Origin of the sequence: Halosolutus amylolyticus, from assembly GCF_023566055.1 — an archaeon.
Taxonomy (GTDB): domain Archaea; phylum Halobacteriota; class Halobacteria; order Halobacteriales; family Natrialbaceae; genus Halosolutus; species Halosolutus amylolyticus.
Genome location: NZ_JALIQP010000001.1, coordinates 973,288 through 995,289, shown reverse-complemented (window position 1 = coordinate 995,289; position 22,002 = coordinate 973,288). Strand labels below are relative to the sequence as shown.

General features: G+C 64.0%; 21 protein-coding genes. 5 read left to right on the top strand and 16 right to left on the bottom strand.

The window, feature by feature from the left end; all coding sequences use genetic code 11:
* Positions 1–117: 117 nt before the first annotated feature.
* The 6 genes from MUN73_RS04780 to MUN73_RS04755 all read right to left on the bottom strand — a co-directional run bounded on the left by MUN73_RS04780 (position 118) and on the right by MUN73_RS04755 (position 6,290).
* Positions 118–825: an ABC transporter ATP-binding protein gene (locus MUN73_RS04780; protein ID WP_250139298.1), complete on the bottom strand. Its 708-nt coding sequence runs from the start codon at positions 823–825 to the stop codon at positions 118–120.
* The gene (locus MUN73_RS04775; protein ID WP_250139297.1) at positions 822–1,616 is read right to left on the bottom strand and encodes an ABC transporter ATP-binding protein; all 795 of its coding nucleotides are present in this window, start codon (positions 1,614–1,616) and stop codon (positions 822–824) included. Before MUN73_RS04775 ends, MUN73_RS04780 begins: the two co-directional genes overlap by 4 nt.
* Before the next feature lies 1 nt (position 1,617).
* Positions 1,618–2,697, bottom strand: a complete 1,080-nt coding sequence (locus tag MUN73_RS04770) for a branched-chain amino acid ABC transporter permease (RefSeq protein WP_250139296.1) — start codon at positions 2,695–2,697, stop codon at positions 1,618–1,620.
* A gap of 67 nt (positions 2,698–2,764) precedes the next feature.
* Complete coding sequence (locus MUN73_RS04765) at positions 2,765–3,808, bottom strand: branched-chain amino acid ABC transporter permease (protein ID WP_250139295.1); 1,044 nt, start codon at positions 3,806–3,808, stop codon at positions 2,765–2,767.
* Between the two features lie 81 nt (positions 3,809–3,889).
* Positions 3,890–5,161, bottom strand: coding sequence for an ABC transporter substrate-binding protein (locus MUN73_RS04760; RefSeq protein ID WP_250139294.1), 1,272 nt, complete (start codon positions 5,159–5,161; stop codon positions 3,890–3,892).
* Positions 5,162–5,375: 214 nt separating this feature from the next.
* Positions 5,376–6,290 (bottom strand): MBL fold metallo-hydrolase, encoded by a 915-nt coding sequence (locus tag MUN73_RS04755; protein ID WP_250139293.1) that lies wholly within the window; start codon positions 6,288–6,290, stop codon positions 5,376–5,378.
* Between the two features lie 142 nt (positions 6,291–6,432).
* On the opposite strand from MUN73_RS04755, the gene MUN73_RS04750 reads away from it, so the two are divergent.
* Positions 6,433–6,918 (top strand): GNAT family N-acetyltransferase, encoded by a 486-nt coding sequence (locus tag MUN73_RS04750; protein ID WP_250139292.1) that lies wholly within the window; start codon positions 6,433–6,435, stop codon positions 6,916–6,918.
* A gap of 546 nt (positions 6,919–7,464) precedes the next feature.
* The gene (locus MUN73_RS04745; protein WP_250139291.1) at positions 7,465–7,881 is read left to right on the top strand and encodes a cupin domain-containing protein; all 417 of its coding nucleotides are present in this window, start codon (positions 7,465–7,467) and stop codon (positions 7,879–7,881) included.
* Between the two features lie 52 nt (positions 7,882–7,933).
* Here the strand turns inward: MUN73_RS04745 and MUN73_RS04740 are convergent, their stop codons facing one another.
* The 8 genes from MUN73_RS04740 to MUN73_RS04705 form a co-directional block, all read right to left on the bottom strand.
* Positions 7,934–9,202, bottom strand: coding sequence for a M24 family metallopeptidase (locus MUN73_RS04740; RefSeq protein ID WP_250139290.1), 1,269 nt, complete (start codon positions 9,200–9,202; stop codon positions 7,934–7,936).
* Positions 9,203–9,260: 58 nt separating this feature from the next.
* Entirely contained in the window at positions 9,261–10,286 is a 1,026-nt protein-coding gene (meaB, locus tag MUN73_RS04735; protein WP_250139289.1) for a methylmalonyl Co-A mutase-associated GTPase MeaB, read from the bottom strand.
* A 25-nt stretch (positions 10,287–10,311) separates the two neighbouring features.
* Positions 10,312–10,731, bottom strand: a complete 420-nt coding sequence (locus MUN73_RS04730) for a cobalamin B12-binding domain-containing protein (RefSeq protein WP_250139288.1) — start codon at positions 10,729–10,731, stop codon at positions 10,312–10,314.
* Position 10,732: 1 nt separating this feature from the next.
* On the bottom strand, positions 10,733–12,433 hold the full coding sequence (locus MUN73_RS04725; RefSeq protein ID WP_250139611.1) for an acyl-CoA mutase large subunit family protein: 1,701 nt from the start codon (positions 12,431–12,433) through the stop codon (positions 10,733–10,735).
* A 117-nt stretch (positions 12,434–12,550) separates the two neighbouring features.
* Positions 12,551–13,948: a phenylacetate--CoA ligase family protein gene (locus tag MUN73_RS04720; protein WP_250139287.1), complete on the bottom strand. Its 1,398-nt coding sequence runs from the start codon at positions 13,946–13,948 to the stop codon at positions 12,551–12,553.
* A 120-nt stretch (positions 13,949–14,068) separates the two neighbouring features.
* The gene (locus MUN73_RS04715) at positions 14,069–15,745 is read right to left on the bottom strand and encodes a thiamine pyrophosphate-binding protein (RefSeq protein ID WP_250139286.1); all 1,677 of its coding nucleotides are present in this window, start codon (positions 15,743–15,745) and stop codon (positions 14,069–14,071) included.
* A gap of 73 nt (positions 15,746–15,818) precedes the next feature.
* Positions 15,819–16,583: an IclR family transcriptional regulator gene (locus tag MUN73_RS04710; RefSeq protein WP_250139285.1), complete on the bottom strand. Its 765-nt coding sequence runs from the start codon at positions 16,581–16,583 to the stop codon at positions 15,819–15,821.
* A gap of 1,296 nt (positions 16,584–17,879) precedes the next feature.
* On the bottom strand, positions 17,880–18,815 hold the full coding sequence (locus MUN73_RS04705; RefSeq protein WP_250139284.1) for a cation diffusion facilitator family transporter: 936 nt from the start codon (positions 18,813–18,815) through the stop codon (positions 17,880–17,882).
* Positions 18,816–18,957: 142 nt separating this feature from the next.
* Between MUN73_RS04705 and MUN73_RS04700 the strand changes: the two genes are divergently transcribed.
* From MUN73_RS04700 to MUN73_RS04690, 3 genes are all read left to right on the top strand, one after another.
* Positions 18,958–19,371: a hypothetical protein gene (locus tag MUN73_RS04700; RefSeq protein ID WP_250139283.1), complete on the top strand. Its 414-nt coding sequence runs from the start codon at positions 18,958–18,960 to the stop codon at positions 19,369–19,371.
* A 134-nt stretch (positions 19,372–19,505) separates the two neighbouring features.
* A complete protein-coding gene (locus MUN73_RS04695) occupies positions 19,506–20,075 on the top strand; it encodes a magnesium transporter (RefSeq protein WP_250139282.1) in 570 nt (189 codons plus the stop codon).
* Positions 20,075–20,662 (top strand): magnesium transporter, encoded by a 588-nt coding sequence (locus MUN73_RS04690; RefSeq protein ID WP_250139281.1) that lies wholly within the window; start codon positions 20,075–20,077, stop codon positions 20,660–20,662. Before MUN73_RS04695 ends, MUN73_RS04690 begins: the two co-directional genes overlap by 1 nt.
* A 94-nt stretch (positions 20,663–20,756) precedes the next feature.
* On the opposite strand, the gene MUN73_RS04685 is transcribed toward MUN73_RS04690, so the two are convergent.
* A complete protein-coding gene (locus MUN73_RS04685) occupies positions 20,757–21,245 on the bottom strand; it encodes a hypothetical protein (RefSeq protein ID WP_250139280.1) in 489 nt (162 codons plus the stop codon).
* Between the two features lie 58 nt (positions 21,246–21,303).
* Complete coding sequence (locus tag MUN73_RS04680) at positions 21,304–21,996, bottom strand: HAD family hydrolase (protein WP_250139279.1); 693 nt, start codon at positions 21,994–21,996, stop codon at positions 21,304–21,306.
* Positions 21,997–22,002 lie beyond the last annotated feature (6 nt).

The following is a 22,002-nucleotide window of genomic DNA, read 5'->3' as shown; positions in this document are numbered from 1 at the left end:
ACGTTCTTTTTCACGGGCCAGAACCGACTCGTGGGAGCCCGACATCGGACGATCGTCTCGAAAACGCGACCGAACTGAGAAAAAGCGACTCGAAAACGCGTCGCTCCCGCCGATCCGCTACACGCTCAGGTACTTCTGGCGGACCTCCGGGCGCTCTTTGAGTTTCGACGGCGTCATCTCGTCGACGATCTGCCCCTGGTCGATGAAGTAGTGGCGATCGCTGACGTCCATCGCCATGACGACGTTCTGTTCGACGAGGAATATCGTGAGCCCTTCCTCCTCGTTCAGCGTCGTGATGACCTCCTCTACGTCACGGACGATGTAGGGTGCAAGCCCTTCGCTCGGTTCGTCCATCAACATGACGTCCGGGTTGCTCGCCAGCGCGCGGGCGATGGCGAGCATCTGCTGTTCGCCGCCGCTCAGGTTTCGTGCCGCCTTGTCCTCCAGATCCTGGAGTCGCGGGAAGTACGACAGCACCCGGTCCATATCCAGCGGATCGGTCGTGTTGTTGATGGCCATTCGGATGTTTTCGGTGATGGTCAGGCCGGGCCAGACGCGACGCTCCTCCGGGACGTAGCCTATGCCCTTGTTGGCGCGCTTGTACGTCTTGGTGTCGGTGATGTCCTCGCCGTTGACCCGGATGCTGCCGTCCAGGACGTGGGGCGGCTCCGCACCGGCCACGCACCGCATCGTCGTCGACTTGCCCGCACCGTTGCGTCCGAGCAGGGAGACGATCTCCCCCTCCTCGATGTCGATCGATACGTCGAACAGCACCTGTCCGGTGCCGTACCCTGCACAGAGGTCTTCGATTTCGACGAGAGTCATAGTTCTAGCTCCTCCTCTTTCATACCGCCAAGGTACGCCTCCTGTACTTCCTCGTTCGCCCGGATCGTCTCCGGATCGCCCGTCGCGACGTGTGAACCGTCGTAGAGGACGGTGATCCGGTCACTGATCCCCATCACCACGCTCATGTCGTGTTCGATGAGAACGATCGCGATGTCGAGTTCGTCCCGGAGCTCCTTGATGAGCGAGGCCGTCTCTTCGGTGGCCTCCGGCCCCATCCCGCTCGTTGGCTCGTCGAGCAACAGTAGATCGGGCTCCGTCGCCAGCGCGATCGCGATCCCGAGACGGCGCTGATCGCCGTGCGAGAGGTTTCTCGCCTCCGTGTTCCGCTCGTCGGAAAGGTACAGCCGCTCGAGGAGTTCCTCGGCCCGGTCGGCCTTGAAGTTCCGGGCGCGAGAGAACACGTCGAAGCTGAACTCGCCGATCTCTGCTGTCTGGGCGGCGACGCGGACGTTCTCGAAAACCGTCTGTTCGAAGAACAGTTCGTTGCTCTGGTACGCGCGGCCGAGACCGAGCTGGGCTCGTTCTTCGATCGGTTCGTCCGTGACGTCCCGTCCCTTGAAGTGGACGGTACCCTCGGTCGACGGCAGGACGCCGGCGATCTGGTTGAAGAACGTCGTCTTTCCGGCACCGTTCGGACCGATGATCGATCGGAGTTCGTCGTTCCGTACGTCGATCGAGATGTCGTCGTTGGCGATGATCTCGCCGAACTTCTTGGTGAGTCCGCGGGTCTCGAGGATCGGCTCCGCGTCAGATTGTGGTGGTGTGCTCATGCTAGTTCCCTCCGAAGTACTTGTTGACCGCCCAGCGGACACTGTTCTTGAGCGCCCCCCAGCCGCCGTTTCGCGGGTCGATCAGGATGATGGCCACGAACAACAGCCCGAAACCGAACTGCCAGTAGTGTCGCAGGCCGCCGATGGCTTGCCACCCGCTGAGGAACTCCGCACCGAGGTACCAGAGGAACGCGCCGAAGATCGGTCCCGCGAAGCTACTCATGCCGCCGACGATCGTCATCATCACCACCTCGCCGCTGGTCTCCCAGAAGAGGTAACTCGTCGCGACGTTCTGGTTGACGATCACCAGCAACACGCCGGCAAGGGCGCTGAAGACCGCACTGATGACGAAGGTGTGGATCTTGTAGCGCCGCGTGTTCACGCCGATGCTCCGGGCGAGCTGTTCGTTCTCGCGGATCGTCAGGAGGGTGCGTCCGAACGGCGATCGGACGATCCGGAACAACAGGTACGTCGCGACGACGAACACCGCTGCGACCGGCCAGTAGATGTCTACAGCGAACGACCCGAGGTAGACGCTCAGCTGACCGCGGTACGACTCGACGAGGGGCGGCAGGAGCCCGCTCGCGATGCCGTCGTCGCCGCCGGTGAGGCCGCCGGGGTCCGAGTTCGCGATGTACCAGACGACTTCGCCGAACGCGATCGTGAGAAGTGCGAAGTAAATCTCCCCCTTCTCGACGATGAGCCGGGCGATCCCGTAGGCGACGAGGCCGGCGAGCGCGAGCGCCAGCGGGATCGCGAGGACGATCATCACCGGGCCCAGCTGGTTCATCACGATCGCGACGACGTACATCGCTCCGCCGAGGAACATGGCGTGCCCGAACGAGAGGAGGCCGGTGTAGCCCAGCAGGAGGTTGAACGCGACGGCGAACAACATCCAGATGAGGACGTTCGATGCGACCCCACTGTACCCCATCAGCACGCCCGCGATCGTCGGCATCGCGATCGCGAGCGCCGCCAGCGCGCCGACGACGAGCAGGTCGACCTGGCGTTCGGGTACCGTAATCGACCCGTTGACGAGATTTTTGAACTGTTCCGCCCTCGTTGATGTCTTCTTGCTCATTGGTACGTGCGAATCGAGCTGTGGTTTGCGTGTGGGATCCGACCAGTGCGCGACGGGCGAGCGGGACTCATTCGAGGAACCCCTCCTCGCCGAAGAGGCCACGCGGTCTGGCGAGCAACACGACGATCATCACGACGAACGGAACGACCCGCCGGGCACCGGGCAGGTAGAGCCACGGGAGCCCGGTCGTGGTCGCGAGCGCGTTCAGCATCGTCGGTGCCACGAACATCGCCGTCCCGATCAGGAGGCCGCCGACGACGCTCCCGAAGAAACTCCCCATCCCACCGACGACGATCACGACGAACACCAGGATGATGAACAGTGATCCCATCCCGGGATCGATTCCCGTCTCCGCCCCGCGGAGGACACCGGCCAGGCCGGCGAGCGCTGAGCCGATGAAAAACAGGAGCGTGAACTTCACCGGCAGGTTCTCGCCGACGAGTTCGGTCATTTCGGGGTCCTGGACGCCAGCGCGGATCGAGAGGCCGAAATCCGTCCGGACGATCAACAGGTAGATCGTGATCACGGACAGGATGCCGACGATCGTCGTGAATATCCGGATCCCCGCAACGTTGGTCACGAGTAGCGGAACCGGGTTCTCGAAGACGTCCGCGGAGTACCCGAGCGGGGCGCTTCCCCACGTGTACCGGACCGCCTCCTCGAGCATCAGGGCGATCCCGAACGTGAGCAACAGCCCGTTGATCGGTTCCGTCCCGTACAGCCGCCTGAGGAGGAACCGCTCGATCACCACGCCGAGGAGGCCGACGGTGATCGGTGCGACGATCAGCGCAACCGAGAACGGAAGTCCGAGCTGTGCGACGACGGCGAACGCGACGTAGCCGCCGAACATGAAGAACGCCCCGTGTGCGAAGTTGATCACCCCCATCAATCCGAGTATCAGCGACAGTCCGAGGGCGATCATCACCAGGATCATCCCGTAAACGAGCCCGCTGACGAACTGCGTTGCGAACAGCCCCGGGCTGACCGCGGCCGTGAGGAGGATCCACAGCCCGAGGAGCAGATACATCACCTTCCAGACCGTGTTCATGCCAGTGATCGTGGCAACGGTCCGTTCCGTCCACCGTTTCCCTGCTAGTGTAGTACTTGCCATGAGTCCTTTTCACATGAATGCAGAACCGAGAGGGTTAGTTGTTACGGTCACCCGAACGAGAGACCGATACCCGATCGGCGTCTACGTCCAGTCGGAACTGCAGCCGGTTTCGTCGCACGATCGCATGACGTCCTCGCCCTGTTGTTCCGTGACTGTTTCGAACCAGATGCGCTCGCCGTCCTCGTCGACCATGTCGTCCGCGTCTCTGGCCCGAACCGCGTAGGTCGGTTTTACGTTCTGGTGGTCGCACTCTCGCCACTGCTGGGTGCCGTCAAGTAGCCCAACGTCGGTGTAGTCGTGCCCGTCGAGTTCCTGGCGAATGTCCTCCGCCGCCACGGACTCGGCTCGGACGACGGCGCGAACGAGCTGGTCGACCGACTGGTACCCGAGGTAGTGGCGCGAATAGGCGGTGGTTCCGTACTCGTCGCGGATGCGCTGGACGAATTCCTCCATCTGCCCGGACTGCACGCTCGGTCCCCAGACGGTCGCCCAGACGCCCATCTGCGAGACGCCTTCGGGACCGAGCGACCACAGAACCTCGTCCTCGAGCAACACGCCGCCGGTCTTCATCTCCTCGGCGAGACCGCTATCGAGGTACTGCTGACACAGGCGCGTCGTGTCGGCCCCCGCGGTGATATTGCCCATCGCCTCGGCGCCGGAGCTTTCGGCCTGATTGAGGGCCGAGGTGTAGTCGTCCGCCCCCAGCGGAGCCGAAATCGTGTCGACTACCTCGGCGCCATTCTCTTCGAGCGCGGCGGTGACCGCGTCTCGAGCCGTCTGTCCCCAGGTGTAATCGGCGTAAATGAGCGCCCACGAATCGGCGTGCTCCGCCATCGCCTGGCCGGCGGTTCGTGCGAGCATCGTGTTCGAACTCGCCGTCCGCCACATGTACTGGCCGCAGTCCTCGCCCGTCGTCGCGTCCGAGTGGCTCCCCGACGCGATGTACGCGAGGTCGTTGCGCGAGGCCCACTGGCCCATCGCGATCGCGACCGAGGACGATACGCCGCCGAACGCGACGTCGATCCCGTCCTGCGTCGTGAGTTCCTCGATCCGACGGACGCCGACGTCCGGATCGACCTCGGTGTCGGCCTCGGACATCTCGATGTCGACGTCGAACTCCTCCTCGAGGTCCTGGATCGCGAGTTCGGCCCCCTGGACTTCCGCCTCCCCGAGGTTAGCGTACACGCCACTAAACGGTTCGACGGCTCCGATGTGGATGCTGCCATCGTACTCGCCGTCACCGTCACCCGGACTCGCGGAACAGCCGGCCAATCCGGTAAGTCCCCCCACCCCTGCTGCGCCTGTCGCTTTCAACACGTCACGACGTCGAACGTGGTCACCTCTTCGTGCCATGGTAACGCAATACAATCATCGGCTATTAAAATTTTTGGAGAGTATAACCCATCCGACCGTTAATTTATATAATTAATAGTACATCGGAATCGAATAGCAGACCGCCGGGACGTCGCCAGCCGGTAGGCGAGACGCGTCCGACACCGATCGACCGGCGGCCGACGAACCGGGATCCGACGAAGTCCGACGGGTCGGTCGATCGATCGGGGCCGCGTCAGTCCGCCTGCGAATCGAGGTATCGCAGGACGCCGCGGGTGTTCATCCGGACCTCCGGGTACGCCTTGTGATCGCCCCAGACGTCGTCGAGCGACGTCCGCTCGACGAAGTGCTCGATCACGGCGTCGTCGTCCTCGAGTTCGGCCCGCGCCTCGCGAACGTCCTCGACCCACGCCGTGAGGACCTCCCGGTATTCAGTCAGCGCGTCGGCGACGTCCGTCCGGGCGCCGAAGTGCGTGTACAGGATCGTCGACGGAGAGAGCGATTCGAGCGTGTCGACATCGTCGAGACACTGCTCGAACTGGAAGTTCGGCGGCGGACTGGTCGGGGCGAGCACGCCAGGGTCGGGCGCCCACAGTCCCGCGGCGTCAGCGACGAACACCGCGTCGTTCTCCGGATGTTCGAAGACGACCTGGTGGGGTGCGTGCCCGGGCGCGGCGTGTACCACGAGCCGGTGATCGCCGAGATCGATGACGTCGCCGTCGCCGATCGCGTCGATCCGATCGTCGGGAATCGGAACCGGATCGTCGTAGTACTGCCACTGCTCTTGGACGGCGCGTTTGGTTCCTTCGACCAGCCGCTCGGGGTCGGCAAGGTGCGACGTCCCGATATCGTGGATTTTCACGGTCGCGTTCGGACACGCCTCCGCGAAGTATCCGGCGCCACCGGCGTGGTCGAGGTGGACGTGGGTGAGTGCGATGACCTCGACGTCGGCGCGGTCGATATCGAGCGCGTCCAGTGCTTCGAGGACGCGTTCGTAGTTGCGTCCCGTTCCGGACTCGATGATGGTCGGTCGATCGGCGTCGAGAACGTAGACGGCCCCGAACTCCTCGACGTCGAACATGTTCACGTCGACGCAGTAGAGGTCCTCGCAACCGCCCGCGGTGATCTTCCGGGTGTGTTCCGGTAGCATATCTAAACGCAACTCACTGCTCGCTTGTAACGATAGCGGATCGAACCAGTTTCTCGGCAGCCCGTCCGCGCCCGACGAAACCGGTCAGGAACCGGATGCCAAGACTTAACATGTTAACACGAGTCATAATATGTGTACGAGTATGGAACTCAGGCGCGCGACGGCGACCGACGTCGACGCGATCAGGGAGATCGCAGAGACATCGTGGAGGACCGACTATCCGGACATCCTCAACCGCGAAGCGATCGAGGACGGTATCGACGAGTGGTACGATCCCGATCGGATACAGGCCGAACTGGCGGAAGACGACGCGGTCGTGCTGGTCGCGGAGCTCGACGACGAACCGGTAGGGTTCGCACACGCCATCCGGCAGCAACGAACGGGGTACATCCTCCGGGTGTACGTGGCCCCCGATGCCCGCGGGCGAGGCGTCGGGAGCGCGCTCCTGACGAGCGCACGGGATGCGCTTTTGACCCGGGGCGTCGACGACGTACGGGCGATGGTTCTCGCCGGGAACGAACCCGGAAACGCGTTCTACGAGGAGTTCGGCTTCGAAAAAGTCGACGAACAGGAGACGGTCATCGGCGGGGAAACCTACACGGAACACGTTTATCAGCGTACCCGCTGACGGCGAACGGATCCGATCGCGGGCCGCGGATCGACGCTCCCGGCCGCTATAGTAGCAACTGAAACGATTCACACTGATCGCAAAGCCGCCTTGCGATCAGGTGTGCAGTGACTTTCAGTGGCTACTATCGAACGAAACCCACGGCAGTGGTGACCCGGCAGAAATACACCGGGAGTCGGCACCGGACCGGCCCGAATCCCGGACGCGACCGTGGCAGTGGACGACACTGTCGCCGTCTCGTAGCCCCTGTAACTGATTGCACATCGATCGTACGGTCATCGTGCGATCGGGTGTGTGCTGACTTTCGGTGACTGCTATGCGTGACGAATTCCGAGGAGAACACCAGGGACCTACTGCTCGATCGTCCATCGACGTTCCCGACGCCGGCAATCGGTCCGTGATCGGTCGAAACGCAACGTTCGAAGTCATACGCCGCGTTACACAAATACGTTTGTAATAGTCCAAATAAAATTTCATATCGGAGATTCGACGCAGGGCGGGGTCGGATCTTATTACGATCCGGTTCGTATCGCAGGACGATCCGCAATGGACCACTCAGAACCGTATCAACTCTACGACGTCGACGACCCCCCGGTGCGCGATCGACTGGGGATCGGGATCCAGTTCCTGATGAACACCGACCAGGAGGACACCCAGATGTTCGACCAGGGAATCATCCACGTCGATCCGGGGGAGTCTGTGACACGGCACGTCCACCGTTACAGCGGCGAAACCTTCTACGGGCTCGACGGTCGCGGCGAGATCGTCGTCGACGGGGACCCGGTCCCGTGTCACGCCGACGAGCACCTCGTATTCATCCCGCCGGGCGTGCCGCACTATCCGCGAAACCCGGACGACGCCGACGAGACGTTTCGGGCGATGTTCGTCCACTCGCCCGCGATCATCAACGGCGACACGTACACCGTGGACGAGGAGGGAAATCCGATCGACGGCGAAAAGTGATCCGACGGGGAGAGACACCTGACCGTGAGGATCGGACGGCAGCGAGGGGCGGTTACGGTGCGGTTCGTTCGACCGGAATTTCGGTCAGTTCTCGCGTCGTCGTCGAGAGACGCTCGGTTCCGTCGGCCGTCACGAGGTAGTCGTCTTCGATCACGACCGTTCCGCGGTCCGGGTGTATCAGCTTCGGCTCGATAGTCAGGACCATGCCTTCGCGCAGTTCCGTCTCGTTGCCCCGGACGAGCGTCGGTTCTTCGTCCGCCTCCAGGCCGATCGCGTGGCCGACGTACGGGGCCTGCATCTCCGCGTACCCGCACAGCCAGTCGGCCACGCCGAGATCCTCGGCGCGCTCGTGCGCAGCGAGGTACGGCTCTTCGGCCGGCACGCCGGGTTCGATACTCGCCCTGGCAGCCTCGTGTATCTCGCGGACCGTTCGGTACCACTCCCGCTGTGCGGACGTCGCGGATCCGATCACGTAGGTCCGGGCGACGTCGCCGTGGTAACCCGCCCAGTTCAGGGCGAGATCCGCCACCAGGAAATCCCCGGCGTCCAGCGACCGATTCGACGGTCCCCAGGGCATGGTCCGGCTCGTACCCGTCCCGGTTACCGTCATCGCGTGACCCGAAACGAGCGGGAGCGTGTCGCCGGCGGCGATCAGTCCGGCCGCCGGTAGTCGAGCGTCCCATCGCCGAAAGAAGACACGATCGTCCATTCCTGCGCTCACCAGCGAGCCGATCACCTCACCCGCGACCTCCTTCTCCGTCACGCCGGGTGCCGCCCGTCTGCGGATCGCCTCGTGGGCCACCTCGTAGAGGTCGGCCGCCGCCGTCAGCAGTTCGACTTCGCCCTCCTCCTTGACCGCCCGCTGGGTCGAGACGACGTCGGAAACGTCGATCGGCTCGGCCCCCAGGACGGCCGCGAGTTTCGACGCGAGCGAGGCCGGAATCGCATCGAGGGGAAGCCCCACCGCGTCGACCGCGTCCACGTAGTCCGCGAGTGCGGTGAGACCGCCTCCCACGAGTCGATCCTCGGGGAGGCCGCCCTCCTGCTTCGCGAACGCCACCGCCCGTCGAACGAACAGGCGGGCGCGATCGGGATCGCCGGCGGGGACGTAGAGATTCGCCGGCTGCCCGGTACCCGCATAGTACGCGAGATCGACGTAGTTCGAGAGGACCGCCGCGTCGACGTCGGTCGACTCGAGGCGGCGAGCGAGGTCGGCGATGCGGGTCTCGTAGTCGAAGTCGGGATACGAGTGGCGGTACCGGGTGACGTCCCGTTCGTGTGCAACCGTCCGATCGTAGGGCTCCGGAGTTGAATCACTCATCTGGCCACACCGGTTGACAGGACGGACCGTTTCGCAAAAGTAGTTCGGGTTCCCGGGGTTAGCCGTCTTCGAGGTGGCCCTCGACGGCGCGACGGAAGGGGTCGACGAGTTCCTCGGAGGCGGTGTACGGATCGACGTCGTCCGCGAACAGGTCGCGGTGGGCCGCAACCATCGCGTCGCCCAGGTCCTCGAGTTCGTTCTGCAGGTGCGTTCGCACCTCCTGTTCGAACCGCCGCGAACGGGTTTCCTCGAGTTCGCCGCTCTCTCGGAGGAACGCGTAGTGGTCGTCGAAGGCTTCGACGAGGTCCGCGATCCCGTCGCCGGTGGTCGCGACCGTCAGTTCGACGGACGGCACCCAGGTGTCCGGATCGTCCGCCGGATCGCCCGCGTCGCTTCGCTCGAGGTCGCGACCGATCCGGATCATCTGCTGGAGTTCCTGAGCCGTTCGCTTCGCGCCGTCGTAGTCGGCCTTGTTGACGGCGAAGACGTCTGCGATTTCGAGGATACCCGCCTTGTTCGCCTGGACGTCGTCGCCGGCACCGGGGAGCGCGACGACGCAGACGGTGTCCGCGGCCCGGACGATCTCGACCTCGTTCTGTCCGGCCCCGACGGTCTCGACGAGGATGACGTCTTTCCCGTAGGCGTCCATAGCATGGACGACGTCGAACGTCGCGGCCGCGAGGCCGCCCACGTGTCCGCGTGCGCTCATCGATCTGAAGAACACGTCGGGATCCTCGTTGCGCGAGGTCTGGCGGACGCGATCGCCGAGGACGCTCCCGCCGGAGTAGGGCGACGACGGGTCGACGGCGATGACGCCGACGGTGAGACCGCGTTCGCGCAGCGCGTCGACCAGTTTGTCCACGAGCGTCGATTTCCCCGCGCCGGGTTGACCCGTGATGCCGATCGTTCTGGTGCCGGTCGTGTGCTCGTGGAGCACCTTCACCGCGTCGCGGTAGCCCGGCGCGTCGTTCTCGATGCGCGAAATCAGTCGCGAGAGCGAGAGTTGATCGCCCTCGAGCACGCCGTCGACGAGCGATCGCAGGTCGTCGTCGAGGTTCTCGACGGGCGGCGTGGAGACGGTCATGGCTGTCGACGATGCCTCCGGGCGATCACGTCGATACCTCTCGATCGACGTACTCGACGATGTTGTTGATGTCCGTGTCCGGCCCGAAGACCCGGTCCACGCCCTGTTCCCTGAGGTCGTCCCTGTCGACCTCCGGGATGGTACCGCCGACGAGGACCAGGACGTCCGTCATGCCCTTCTCCTCCAGCAGGTCGATTATCTTCGGGACGAGCGTGTCGTGGGCGCCGCTCAGGATGCTCAGTCCGAGGACGTCGACGTCCTCCTGGATGGCCGTCTGGACGATCGCCTCGGGCGACTGGCGGAGCCCGGAGTAGATGACCTCGAAGCCCGCGTCGCGACACGCGCGGGCGACGACTTTCGCCCCTCTGTCGTGGCCGTCGAGACCCGGTTTGCCGATCAGTACGCGCACAGTTCGTTCCGTCTCGTTGCTATCGGTTGCTGCCATGTTAGAACACTCCTGGATCTTCGTAGGTTCCGTACTTCTCGCGTAGCACGCCCATCATCTCGCCCTCGGTTGCGTACGCCTTCGCGGCGTCGACGAGGTAGGGCATGACGTTTTCGCCGTTCTCGACCGCCTCGCGGAGCGCGTCGATCCGCTCCTCGACGAGTTCGTCGTCGCGCCCCTCTTTGACCCGCTGCAGGCGCTCTTTCTGGCGCTCCTCGGTTTCCGGGTCGGCCTGGAACAGTTCGATCTCCGTGTCGTCGCCACCCTCCGTGAAGCAGTTGACGCCGACTTTCTTCAGATCGCCCTCGGCCTTTCGCTTCTCCCACTCGTAGGAGGAGTCGACGATCTCCTGTTCGAAGTAACCGGTCTCGATGCCGCGCAACATCCCCTCACGCATGCTTCCGTCGCCGAGTTCTTCGATCTCCGCGAGGTACTCGAGGACGCGCTCTTCCATGTCCCTGGTGGCCTTCTCGACGTAGTAACTGCCGCCCAGCGGATCGATGGTATCCGCGACGCCCGACTCGTGGGCGATGACCTGCTGGGTTCGCAATGCGATCCGCATGGCGTCCTCGCTCGGGATCGACAGCGCCTCGTCGTACCCGTTCGTGTGCAGCGACTGACAGCCGCCGAGCACCGCGGCGAGGGCCTGGATCGTCGTCCGGGCAATGTTGACCATCGGCTGTTTGGCGGTGAGGCTCTCGCCGGCCGTCTGGACGTGGTATCGCATCCGCCGCGCGGCGTCGCTCTCCGCACCGTAGCGGTCTTCCATGATACGGGCCCAGATGCGCCGGACCGCGCGGAACTTCGCGATCTCCTCGAAGAAGTCGGTCTGGGAGACGTAGAAGAACGACATCCGCGGCGCGAAGTCGTCGGGATCGAGGCCGCGCTCGATACCGGATTCGATGTAGCCCATCCCCGCGGCGATGGTGAACGCCGCCTCCTGTGCGGCGGTCCCCCCGGCTTCGCGGGTGTGGTAACCGCTGACGTTCGCCCAGTACCAGTTCGGCACCTCTTCGGTACAGTACTCGATGACGTCCTCGACGAGTTTGATGTTCGGTCGCGGCGGGAGCGCGAACGTCTTCTGCGCGATGAACTCCTTGAAAATGGAGTTCTGGATCGTCCCGCGGAGTTTCTCTCGATCGACCCCGCGCTGGTCCGCGAGCGCGACGTAGAACGCGAGCAGGATCGGCGCGGGCGAGTTGATCGTCATGCTCGTCGAGACCTCGTCGAGAGGGATGTCCTCGAAGAGGTCCTCGAAGTCGTCGAGCGTATCGATCGCGACGCCGATGCGACCGACCTCGCCCTCGGAGTGATCATCGTCGGAGTCGTAGCCGGTCAGCGTCGGATGGTCGAAGTCGGTCGACAGCCCCGTCTGCCCCTGCTCGAGCAGGTACTTGTACCGTTCGTTCGTCTCTTCGGCCGTCTCGAACCCCGCGATCTGGCGGTGGGTCCAGTGGCGGCCGCGGTACATCGTGGGGTAGGCCCCGCGCGTGAACGGCGGTTCGCCCGGGAAGCCGAGGTCGGACTCGTAATCGAGGTCCTCGACGTCCTCCGGCGTGTAGAGGCGCTGGCGTTCGTACCCCGACAGCGTCTCGAACACCTCCTTGCGCTCGGGATGCCCCTCGAGCCACTCGTCGAGGGTGTTCGCCTCCCAGTCGTCCCGGGCGGCGAGGAACTCGTTGAATCGGTCCTCGTCGAACATCGATCCGTCGCCGTCGATTTCTTCGGGATCGTACATCCCGTTCGGTTCGTCCGGAATTCGATCGTCGTCTGTTTCGTGCGTCTCTGAGCTCATTTTCGGGCTTCTATCGTGTAGACCTCAAATTTCGACTGCCAGTTCGCGCTCGTCTTTGACTCGATCGGCCTTGAACTGCGTCCGTTCGAGTTCGCCTTGCTGGATCACGTTGACGTCCGGCGTGACGCCGATTTCCGACTTGATCGCCGTCCGAACGACGTCTTGGAACTCGTCCGCGGTCGTCTGGGCACCGTCCGCGAGTTCGACGATGAGGCGGAGCGTGTCGAGGGTTCCTTCCCGCTCGACGACGACGCGGAACTCGTCGCCGAAGTCGTCGAGCGCGTGGAGTTGATCTTCGATCTGCGAGGGAAAGACGTTTTTTCCCCGGATAACCAACATGTCGTCCGCGCGGCCGTATATACCTTTGGGGAGGGTCGGATACGTGCGGCCGCAGTCGCAATCGGTCACGTCGTGTCGCTCCCAGCGCGTTATGTCGCCACTCCAGTAGCGGATCATCGGCTGCGAGGTCCGCTCAAGGTGGGTGTAGGTCGGCACGCCCTCCGCCCCGTAATCGAGCGGCGTTTCCGTCTCTACGTCGAGCAGTTCGGTGTAGACGATGTCGTTCCAGATGTGCATCCCGTTCTTGAGGTGCTCGCACCCGGAGTTCGACATCCACGGGGTCATCTCGGCCATGCTCCCCTGATCGATGACCTCGCAGTCGAACATCGTCTCGATCTGCCGACGCGTCGACGGGACGCTCGCACCCGGTTCCCCGGAGAAGAACATGACGTCGAAGCTGAAATCATCGGCCGGGTCGTAGCCGCTTTCCTGGGCGGTTTCTCCGAGGTACAGCGCGTACGACGGCGTCCCGTACAGCGCGTCGGGCTGGAGGTCGGCGATCCACTCTACCGCCTGCTCGGTCTGGCCCTCCATCCCCGCACCGAACGGGAACGTCGTACAGCCCAGCCGGTCGACGCCCGCGAGCGCGCCCCACGAGCCCAGGTACTGGATGAACGGACTCGTGATGATGACCCGATCGTCCGGGCGGAGGCCGACGCTCCAGAGGATTTGCGCGTGCCACTCGCCGATCCGTTCCCAGTCGTCCTCGCCGATCCCGAAGACTTTCGGGCGACCGGTCGTCCCCGACGTGCCGTAGATTCGGGTGATGTCCTCCTCGTCGATACAGAGGAGTCGCCCGAACGGCGGGTGTTCTTTCTGTTCCTGCTTGATGTCGTCCGATCGCAGGATCGGGAGCTGTTCGAACTCCTCGAAGGACGTGATGTTCCGCGGATCGACGTCGACGTCGGCGTAGAACTCGCGATAGAACTCGCTGTTGTCGTACGCGTACCGGACCTGTTCGGTTAGCTTCTCGAGGATTGCCTCGCGGCGTTCCTCCGGCGGTCGCGTCTCCTGGTGCTCGTCCCAGTACGGCGACTCCAGATCCGGACGAGCGTCTGCTGTGGGTATGGTTGGCCAACTCATCCTTACGTGTTGATTCAGTTGAGACGGGTTATAAGTTTGGGTGCGGGGCACACGGCGATCGAGTCGGCTCCGACGCGCGGCGACCTCACGTCTCCTGGCACGCGAGCGACTGTCGGCCGGTCATCCCTGGCGGTACTCCCGCTCCGCGTCGTCCCAGGCGTCGAGCGGCTGGTACTCCGGGACTCGGGCCAGTCCGTTCGCGGCGTCCGGGCTCACCGCTTCGGTGTCTACCGGGACGTCGACGACGACCGGCCCGTCCGTTTCGACCGCTCGTTCGACGGTTTCGTCGAGCGCAGCCGGATCCGAGACGGAGACGCCGTCGGCGCCGAGGCCGGCCGCCACCTCGTCGAACGCGACGTGGCCGAGTTCGCTGCCGACCTCCCGATCGTAGTTCTCCAGTTGATCGTACCGTTCGATGTTCCACGCGGCGTTGTTCGCGACGACGATCGTGACGTCGGCCTCCTGGCGGACGGCCGTCTCGAGGTCCGCCAGGTTGAACCCAAGCGATCCGTCCCCGGTGAAACAGACGACGTCGGTCTCCCGCTGGGCGAGCGACGCGCCGATGGCGAACGGCAGTCCCACACCGAGACACCCGAGTGGACCCGGATCGAGGTAGCCACGCGGGTTCGCGGTCGGGATCGCGACGCGCCCGAACGACAGCGCGTCCCCGCCGTCGCAGATGACGATCGCGTCGTCGTCGATGGCGCGCTCGATCGCCCCGCAGACCCGGTAGGGGTGGATCGGCGTATCGTCCGCCGTCTTCCGCTCGGTCAGGCGCGCCGCACGATCCTCGTGGGTCGTCTGCAACCCCTCGGCCCACCCGGGAACGCCCAGCGGCCCGTCGAGTCGATCGGTGAGAGCGGAGACGACGGACGGGACGGTTCCCCGGACGGCGACGTCCGGCGTCCGGTTCCGCCGCAGGGCGTCGGCGTCGACGTCGACCTGGACGAACGTCGCGTCGCCGTAGACCGCCGGACTCCCGTACCCGAGCGTGAAGTCGAGGCGTTTGCCGAGGAGAAGATAGCAGTCCGCTTCCCCCATCGCGTCGCCCCGCGCCCCAGGCACGCAGTAGTCGTTCGACTCGGGGACGACCCCCTTACTGCCGGCCGTCGTGAGGACCGGCACCGCCGTCGACTCGACGAACGCGCGGATCTCGGCCGCCGCGTCCCGGGATCCCCGCCCCAGAACCGCCACGGGTCGATCGGCGTCCCGTAACGCGTCCGCCGCTCCGGCGATTGCGTCTTCGGGGGCCGCGGGGTCGGTCGGCCCCGTCGGTACCTGCCGGTCCCGGACCCGGGTCGCGGTCGCGCGGAGGACGTCTGTCGGGATTTCGACGACCGCGGGGCCGCGCTCGTCGAGCGCCGCCGCCGCGGCCTCGAACAGGTACTCCCGGACCCGATCGGCCTCGTAAACCGTCCGATCGGTCACCGTCACGGCCTCGCTCATGTCGCGGTGTGGGATCGACTGGAGCGCCCCCCGGTCGAACTGCGGGACGGGCGGGTATCCCGTGACGATCAGGAGCGGGGTACCGAACGTGCTGGCGTTCGCGATTCCCGTCAGCGCGTTCGTGAACCCGGGTCCGGCGGTCACGAGTGCAACGCCGAGGTCGCCGGTCACTTCCGCGTCGGCGTGGGCGCCGTGGACGGCGGCCCGCTCGTCGCGCGTGTCGATTATCGACGCGTCCGTATCGGCGACTGCGTCCCAGATCGGCTGAATGTGACCGCCGCACAGCCCGTACACCCGCTCCGTGAGATCGGCGAGCGATTCAGCAGCTAGTTCCGCACCGGTCTTCGCCATGATTCCCGTAGGAGTTCCTGCCACTCGATAATAAAGATGCGTGCGGATCGAGAGTGGGCCGCGCCGACCGGCGTCACTCGCCGAGCGTGTACTGGACCTCGACGACGTTCGTCGACTGGAGCAACAGGTTCGGGAGTTCCATCTCGAACCGATCGCCCTCCATCCGGTTGGCGGGCGCGCTGATGGCGAGCGCGCCGCGGACGGTGTCCTCGGTGACGATCGGCGCGGCGACGGCGTTGACGCCGCCGACGCGCTCGCCGACGTCCGTCGCGTACCGGCGGTCCCGGATCAGGTCGAGTTGCTCGTAGAGTTCGTCGCGACTCGTCAGGGAGTTGTCCGTGATCTCCGGCAACCCGTGACGATCGAGTATCTCCTCGACCCGATCGTCCGGGAGAAACGCAAGCATCGCCTTGCCGAGGCAGTTCGTCGGCATCGCCATCCGGAACCCTTCGGAGACGCCGAGGTTGAGCGCGTCCTCGCCTTTCGAGATGTAGAGCAGGACGGTCTGGCCGTTCTCCTCGATCCCGAGAGCGGCGTGCTCGCCCGTCTGTGCGGCGAGTTTGTCCACCTCCTTCTTCGCTGGCGGGAAGATTTTCATCTTCCGGCGTGCTGACTCCCCCATATTCAGCAGGCGCGTGCTCACGCGGTATGCGTTTCCCGTCTTGACGACGTACCCGAGTTTCTGTAGCGTGAGCAGGTGATCGTGAACCGTGCTCGTCGGCATCTCCAGGTGCCCCGCCAGTTCCGGTAACGTCGTCTCCCCTTCCCTGGCGAGCACCTCGAGCAGGTCGAACGCCGTCCCGGTAGTTTTGATCGGGATCCGATCGTTCGTGGTCATTTCTGTCACGATAAATGGTCTCATCCCACTTAATTCTATCCGACAATACCGATCGGCCTCGAATAACGATCGCTTGAAGCGCGTCTCAAGAGGCAAGTCAGAGACGAAATCGACATCGTCGTAATCTGTTCCGAACGGAGACTTATACTTACGTTTCTAATCGAGTAAAATACACGATTTCGAGAGTCTGAATCACAGTATCGACCATCTCGGACGGTCGGGAACGAACGGGTAGCGGAAAGTCGCATTCGGGACGGACCCCAGCGATAGCGCGGCCGGTCAGTCCGTGTCGGGACGATCCGTCACTACGTTACGAACGTGCGATATCGGACAGAAAAGACGGTCAACGACCGTTTGGACCGGTCTGAGGCCGATCCGGTGAGGGGAACCGATCGAACCAGCCTGCAGGAAGTCGGTGAGAAATGATCGACTAGCTGATCGGTTCACAGTCGCGAGATGTATTTACAAACGTACCTTTGTAATCCCTCGCTACACTCGTACCTCTGTAATTTCTCGTGTGGATAGTTGAAGATCCGATATCGTCGGACCCGAGTACCTGGCCGTCGATTGGCCACGAGACCGGGTGACGCATCGAGCGTAGCATTCGGCAACGGACCCGAGAAACCGAACGAGGAATGCTGCGTGAGAAATCGCTCCGGATCGGTTGCAAGGCACGGTTCAGTACGACGAACCGACGACGTACCACGTAATAAACCCATAGTAGGTTTTTCTTAGGATAGTTCTAGATAATACGATATCTGATACTTCTACATAAATATATGGTGTATTATATAACGAGACAGGACGTCAGCTACCGTTGCTACCCGCTATCGGCGCCGGTCCAGTGAGAGGCGAGACGCATCGTTGAATCGATGTCCAAAGCCCCGATTTCGCCGCCAAGATCCGCCCAGCAGACCATTTTGATTGTGTACGGTGGCAGGTAGTCATCCAGAACTACCTCAGCGGCCAAAAGGCCCTATAGAACCGGAACGGACGACTAAACACCGTTTGCCGCCGACACTCGAATCCCGATCGTGAGCGCGTGATCGATCGTCCGTGATAGGAGTGTGCGTCGAAGAGATGCTGGAATTGGCAATTAAATATAATTATTTCATAACTATACCACCAACCACATATCGAGTGTTTACCATTCTATAAACTATAGTAGTGTTTGAATTCGATGCCGTACGACGAGCGCGATTTCGCGGCGAAGCGAGACGGTGACGAACAGATCGAACCGGAACCGGTAATCGCGAACCGATCCGAGATGGTCGACGGGTGGCCGCGAGATTCCGGTCACCGATCGTCGATTCCCCCGTCGATCCGATCGACCCCGTCCTTCCACTCGCCAATGCCCGAGGGATCGAGGTGGACGTGGGCGTCCCCGACGTCCTCGAGCGCGCGCAGTCGACTCACCAGTTCGGACTCGATGTCGTGAGCCTTGCGAAACGGCATGTCGCCGTCGACCTCGACGTGGACCTCCACCTCGAGGGCGGTGCCGTCGTAGAAGACCGCGAGGTCGTGAACGCCCCGGACGTCGGGGTGGTCACGGAGCGCCCCCGTGATCTCCGCGCGCTTCGCGGCGGGCGGGGCCGCACCGATCAGGTAGTCGACGTTCTCGCTCCCGATCTCGATCCCCTGGTAGACGACGAGCAGGCTGACGAGCGCGCCGGCGATCGGATCGAGCAACGGCTGACCGAGCAGGACGCCGATGATGCCGACGACCGCCGCGAGGGTGGTGTAGATGTCGTTCAGGCAGTCCGTGGCGAGTGCCCGGAGCGCGGTCGAATTCAGTTCTTCGTTGACTCGCATCGTGTACCAGTAGACGACGTACATGTCCACGAGGGCGAACGCGAGCGCGCCGAACAACAGGGGGCTGAAGCGGACCTCGACGCCGTAGACGAGCCCCTGGGCGGACTCGTACAGCAGGTTCAGCCCGAGAAGCGCGATGACGGCGCCGACGAACAGCGCCGTCAGGGGCTCGATCCGCTCGTGCCCGTGAGGATGGGTGTCGTCGGGTTCGTCGTAAGAACTCCGCCCCCAGACGAGGACGACGACGCTCGCGACGAGGTCCGCGATCGAGTGGGCCGCGTCCGCGACCAGCGCGACGCTTCCGAACGTGAGCCCCGCGGCACCCTCGACGACGATCTTGACGGCGTTGCCGAGGACGTTGACCCAGGAGGCCCTCGCAAACCCGTCCCGGCCGCCGTCCCCCGCCGCAGCGTCAGCCATTGCCAGATTTAGATGGAGTCTAACCTTGGGTCTTTTCCTTTCGATTCCTGCGCCGACCGGCACGAGTCTCAGTTCTCGCGGCACGGGTATTGGTATGGTATACCACCACAACCATTATGGTTCAGACGATGTATGGGAACCCATGGCAAACCGAGCCCTTCCACCCGAGAACCGGGTCGTCGACCGATGGGACCGCGTGTTCGACGCACTCCGTGCCGAGCCACGACGGCAACTCGTCCTCGGACTTCTCGACGTGTCGACGGACGAGTGGGTGTCCCTCCCCGACGCCGCGATCGGACCCAACCGGGCCGTCGATCGCGAGACGGTATCCGTCGAATTACACCATCGCCACCTGCCGATGCTGTCCGATTCGGGCTATGTCAGGTGGGAGGCCGACCCACTGCGGGCGACTCGCGGCCCCCGGTTTGAGGAGGTGGCGAGCGTCGTGACGTCCCTCCAGGAGACCGCCGATCGCCTCCCCGACCGGCTGGTCGACGGCTGTCACACGCTCGAGCGAGAGCGACGGGACGGATCCGGCCTGTCGGCGCAGCGATAAGGGGCGCACCGGCGATCAAGTCGGGTCGTCGTCGGGCCGAGAACGGACACGTCGACTGGCCACGTTCGAGCCACGCGCGTACCGCGATGGGCGGTTCCCGGTAATTTTAACAGGGGACTTCGAAAGGTACAGATATGGGCGTCCGGAGCGACTTCTGGTCGATCTATCGCGAAGCGCTCCCCGTTCTCGTGATCGCGCTCGGTGGCGGCCTCTTCTCCGGTCTCGTACTCGAGGGCATCGTCGAAAGCGTCGCGCGCTTTCCCGGCCTGCTCGTGATGGTACCGGTCTTTCTCGCGACCCGCGGAAACGTCTACGCCGCGCTCGGCGGACGGATCTCCAGCGGACTCCACCAGGGGCTGCTCGAGCCGCGATTCGAGATGAACGATCGACTCGTCAACGCGGTTCTCGCCTCGTTCGTCAACGCGATCGGGATCTCGATCGTGATCGGCGTCATCACGTGGCTCGCGTTGTTGCTTCTCGGCTGGGAGGTCGCGGCCCTGTACGAACTCGTCGGGATCATGGTGCTCGCCGGCGTGTTGACCTCGGTCGTGCTGATATTCGGCCTGCTCGCGTTGATCTTCGCCGGCTACACCTCCGGCTACGACCCCGACAACCTCGTCGGCCCGATCGTCACCACGCTCGGGGACATCTTCGGCATGCTGTTCATGCTGTTCTCGGTCAGGCTGGTCGAGGTGATCGTCTGATGGCCGGGTCCCGCGGCCCCACGGAGTCGCTGGGGGCGTGGGACTGGAAACGAATCGTCCGCAACCAGTTTCCGTTGCTCGTCGTCCTCTCGATCATCGTCCTCTGGGCGGGCATCACGCTCGAAGGTGCCGAGGAGTTGCTCGAACGGTACGCCGTCCTCGCGATCATGGTCCCGACGATGGTGGGGACCGGCGGCAATCTCGGCGCGATCCTGAGCGCCCGCCTCTCGACCCGCCTCCACCTGGGGACGACGACGTTCGCCCCGCGGGACCGGGAACTGTGGGCCAACGTGGCCGCGATCCTGGCGCTCGCCGCGACCATCTTCACCGCCCTCGCGCTCGGCGCGTGGCTGCTCGGACGGGTCGTCGGATCGACGCTCGGCCTGCCGACGCTGCTCGTCATCTCGCTCGGCAGCGGGCTCTCGGTGGCCGTGATCGCGGTCGTCTGTAGCTTCCTCGCGACCTACGGCTCCTACCGGCTGGGGATCGACCCCGACGACACGACGATCCCGATCGTCACGAACGTCGTCGACGTCTTCGGGATGGTCATCTTCATCGGCGTCTCGGCGCTCGTACTCGGATTCTGACGATCGACCGATCACGCCGGGGTCCTGGGTCGATCAGTGTGAAAACGCAAACATCGTTCTCGCCGGCGCGTGCTCGCGGTGGTATCCGGACGAGTTACTGCGTAGGCATCGAATACCTGACCGACACCGACCGAGGTGGATCGTCCCCGTTCCGAGAGTGGCGTCTCGTTTCGACGAATACCCTCGGCGGATCGTCGAGGACCGTAGACTTCGGCCAGGAGTCGACGGTGACTCGAAATACCGCTTCCGGCTCGGTGAACCTCGTCGTGACGAGATCACCACTGTTGCGGCCCGGTTCGACGAGGAAACGCCGGGACGCAAACAGGGTCACGAACTCCTCGTCGAAATCCGCTTCATCGAACCAGTGCTCGTGACCCTCGGAGAACGCGTCGGCGTCGAGTTCCCGCTCGAGTGCTGACTCGCTCGGGAGCACCGTCGCGTAGAACGGCGGCCCCGCTTCGAACAGGTCGATCGTCGTGACCGGAGACGAGTACGCGTAGGCACTGAAGCGCGACGTCGCCGAAAATCGGACGTCACGCCGACGGATCGAGGAACAGCCCGCGAGAGCCGCGGTTACACCCACACCAGCGGCGAGAACACCGCGTCTCGACGCGAGTCTTCCGCTCGTTTCCGTCGTCACGTCAGACGAGGTCCCGCAGCTCGTCGAGGGACTGAATCTCGACGGCCGTCTCGTGTTCGAGTTCGAGCGATCGATTGTGTTCCCTGCGGATGAACACCGGCCGGAGCCCCGCACGCTCGGCGGCGACAAGATCCGTCTCGCGATCGCCGACGTAGACGCCGTCGTCGACGTCGAGAGCCCCGAGCGCCTGCTCAAGATAGTAGGGCTCAGGTTTCCGTCGATGGAACCCCTCGACGCCGATGTCACGGCCCCTGACGAACGAGAACGCCTCGAGACCGAAGTGGTCGACGACGAACGAGACCGTCGGGTCGTAGTTGTTGCTCACGAGCGCGATGTCGCGATCGCTCGCGAGGCGTTCGAGGACGTCGACGTCGTCGTACAGCGTCCGCCGGCCCGACTGAATGCGATCGATCGATCGTCGGGCGCTGTGCTCCTCGCGCAGCGCGTAGAACTCGTCGGCCTCGACGCCGATCGTCTCACAGGCGGCGACGAACTCGTCGGTGTACTCGAACCGCTCGAGCGGCGGTCGGAGGTGATCGGGAACCGTTACCTTCCGGGCGGCGAGCACGTCGTCGAGGGCGCGGCTGTGAACTATCGAGTCGGTACCGTGTCCTTCCAGGATCACGCCGTCCATATCGAAGAGCACGGCGGAGGTGTTCGATTCGTTGCCGATCGTGGAGTGTCGCATCGTCATTGTGTC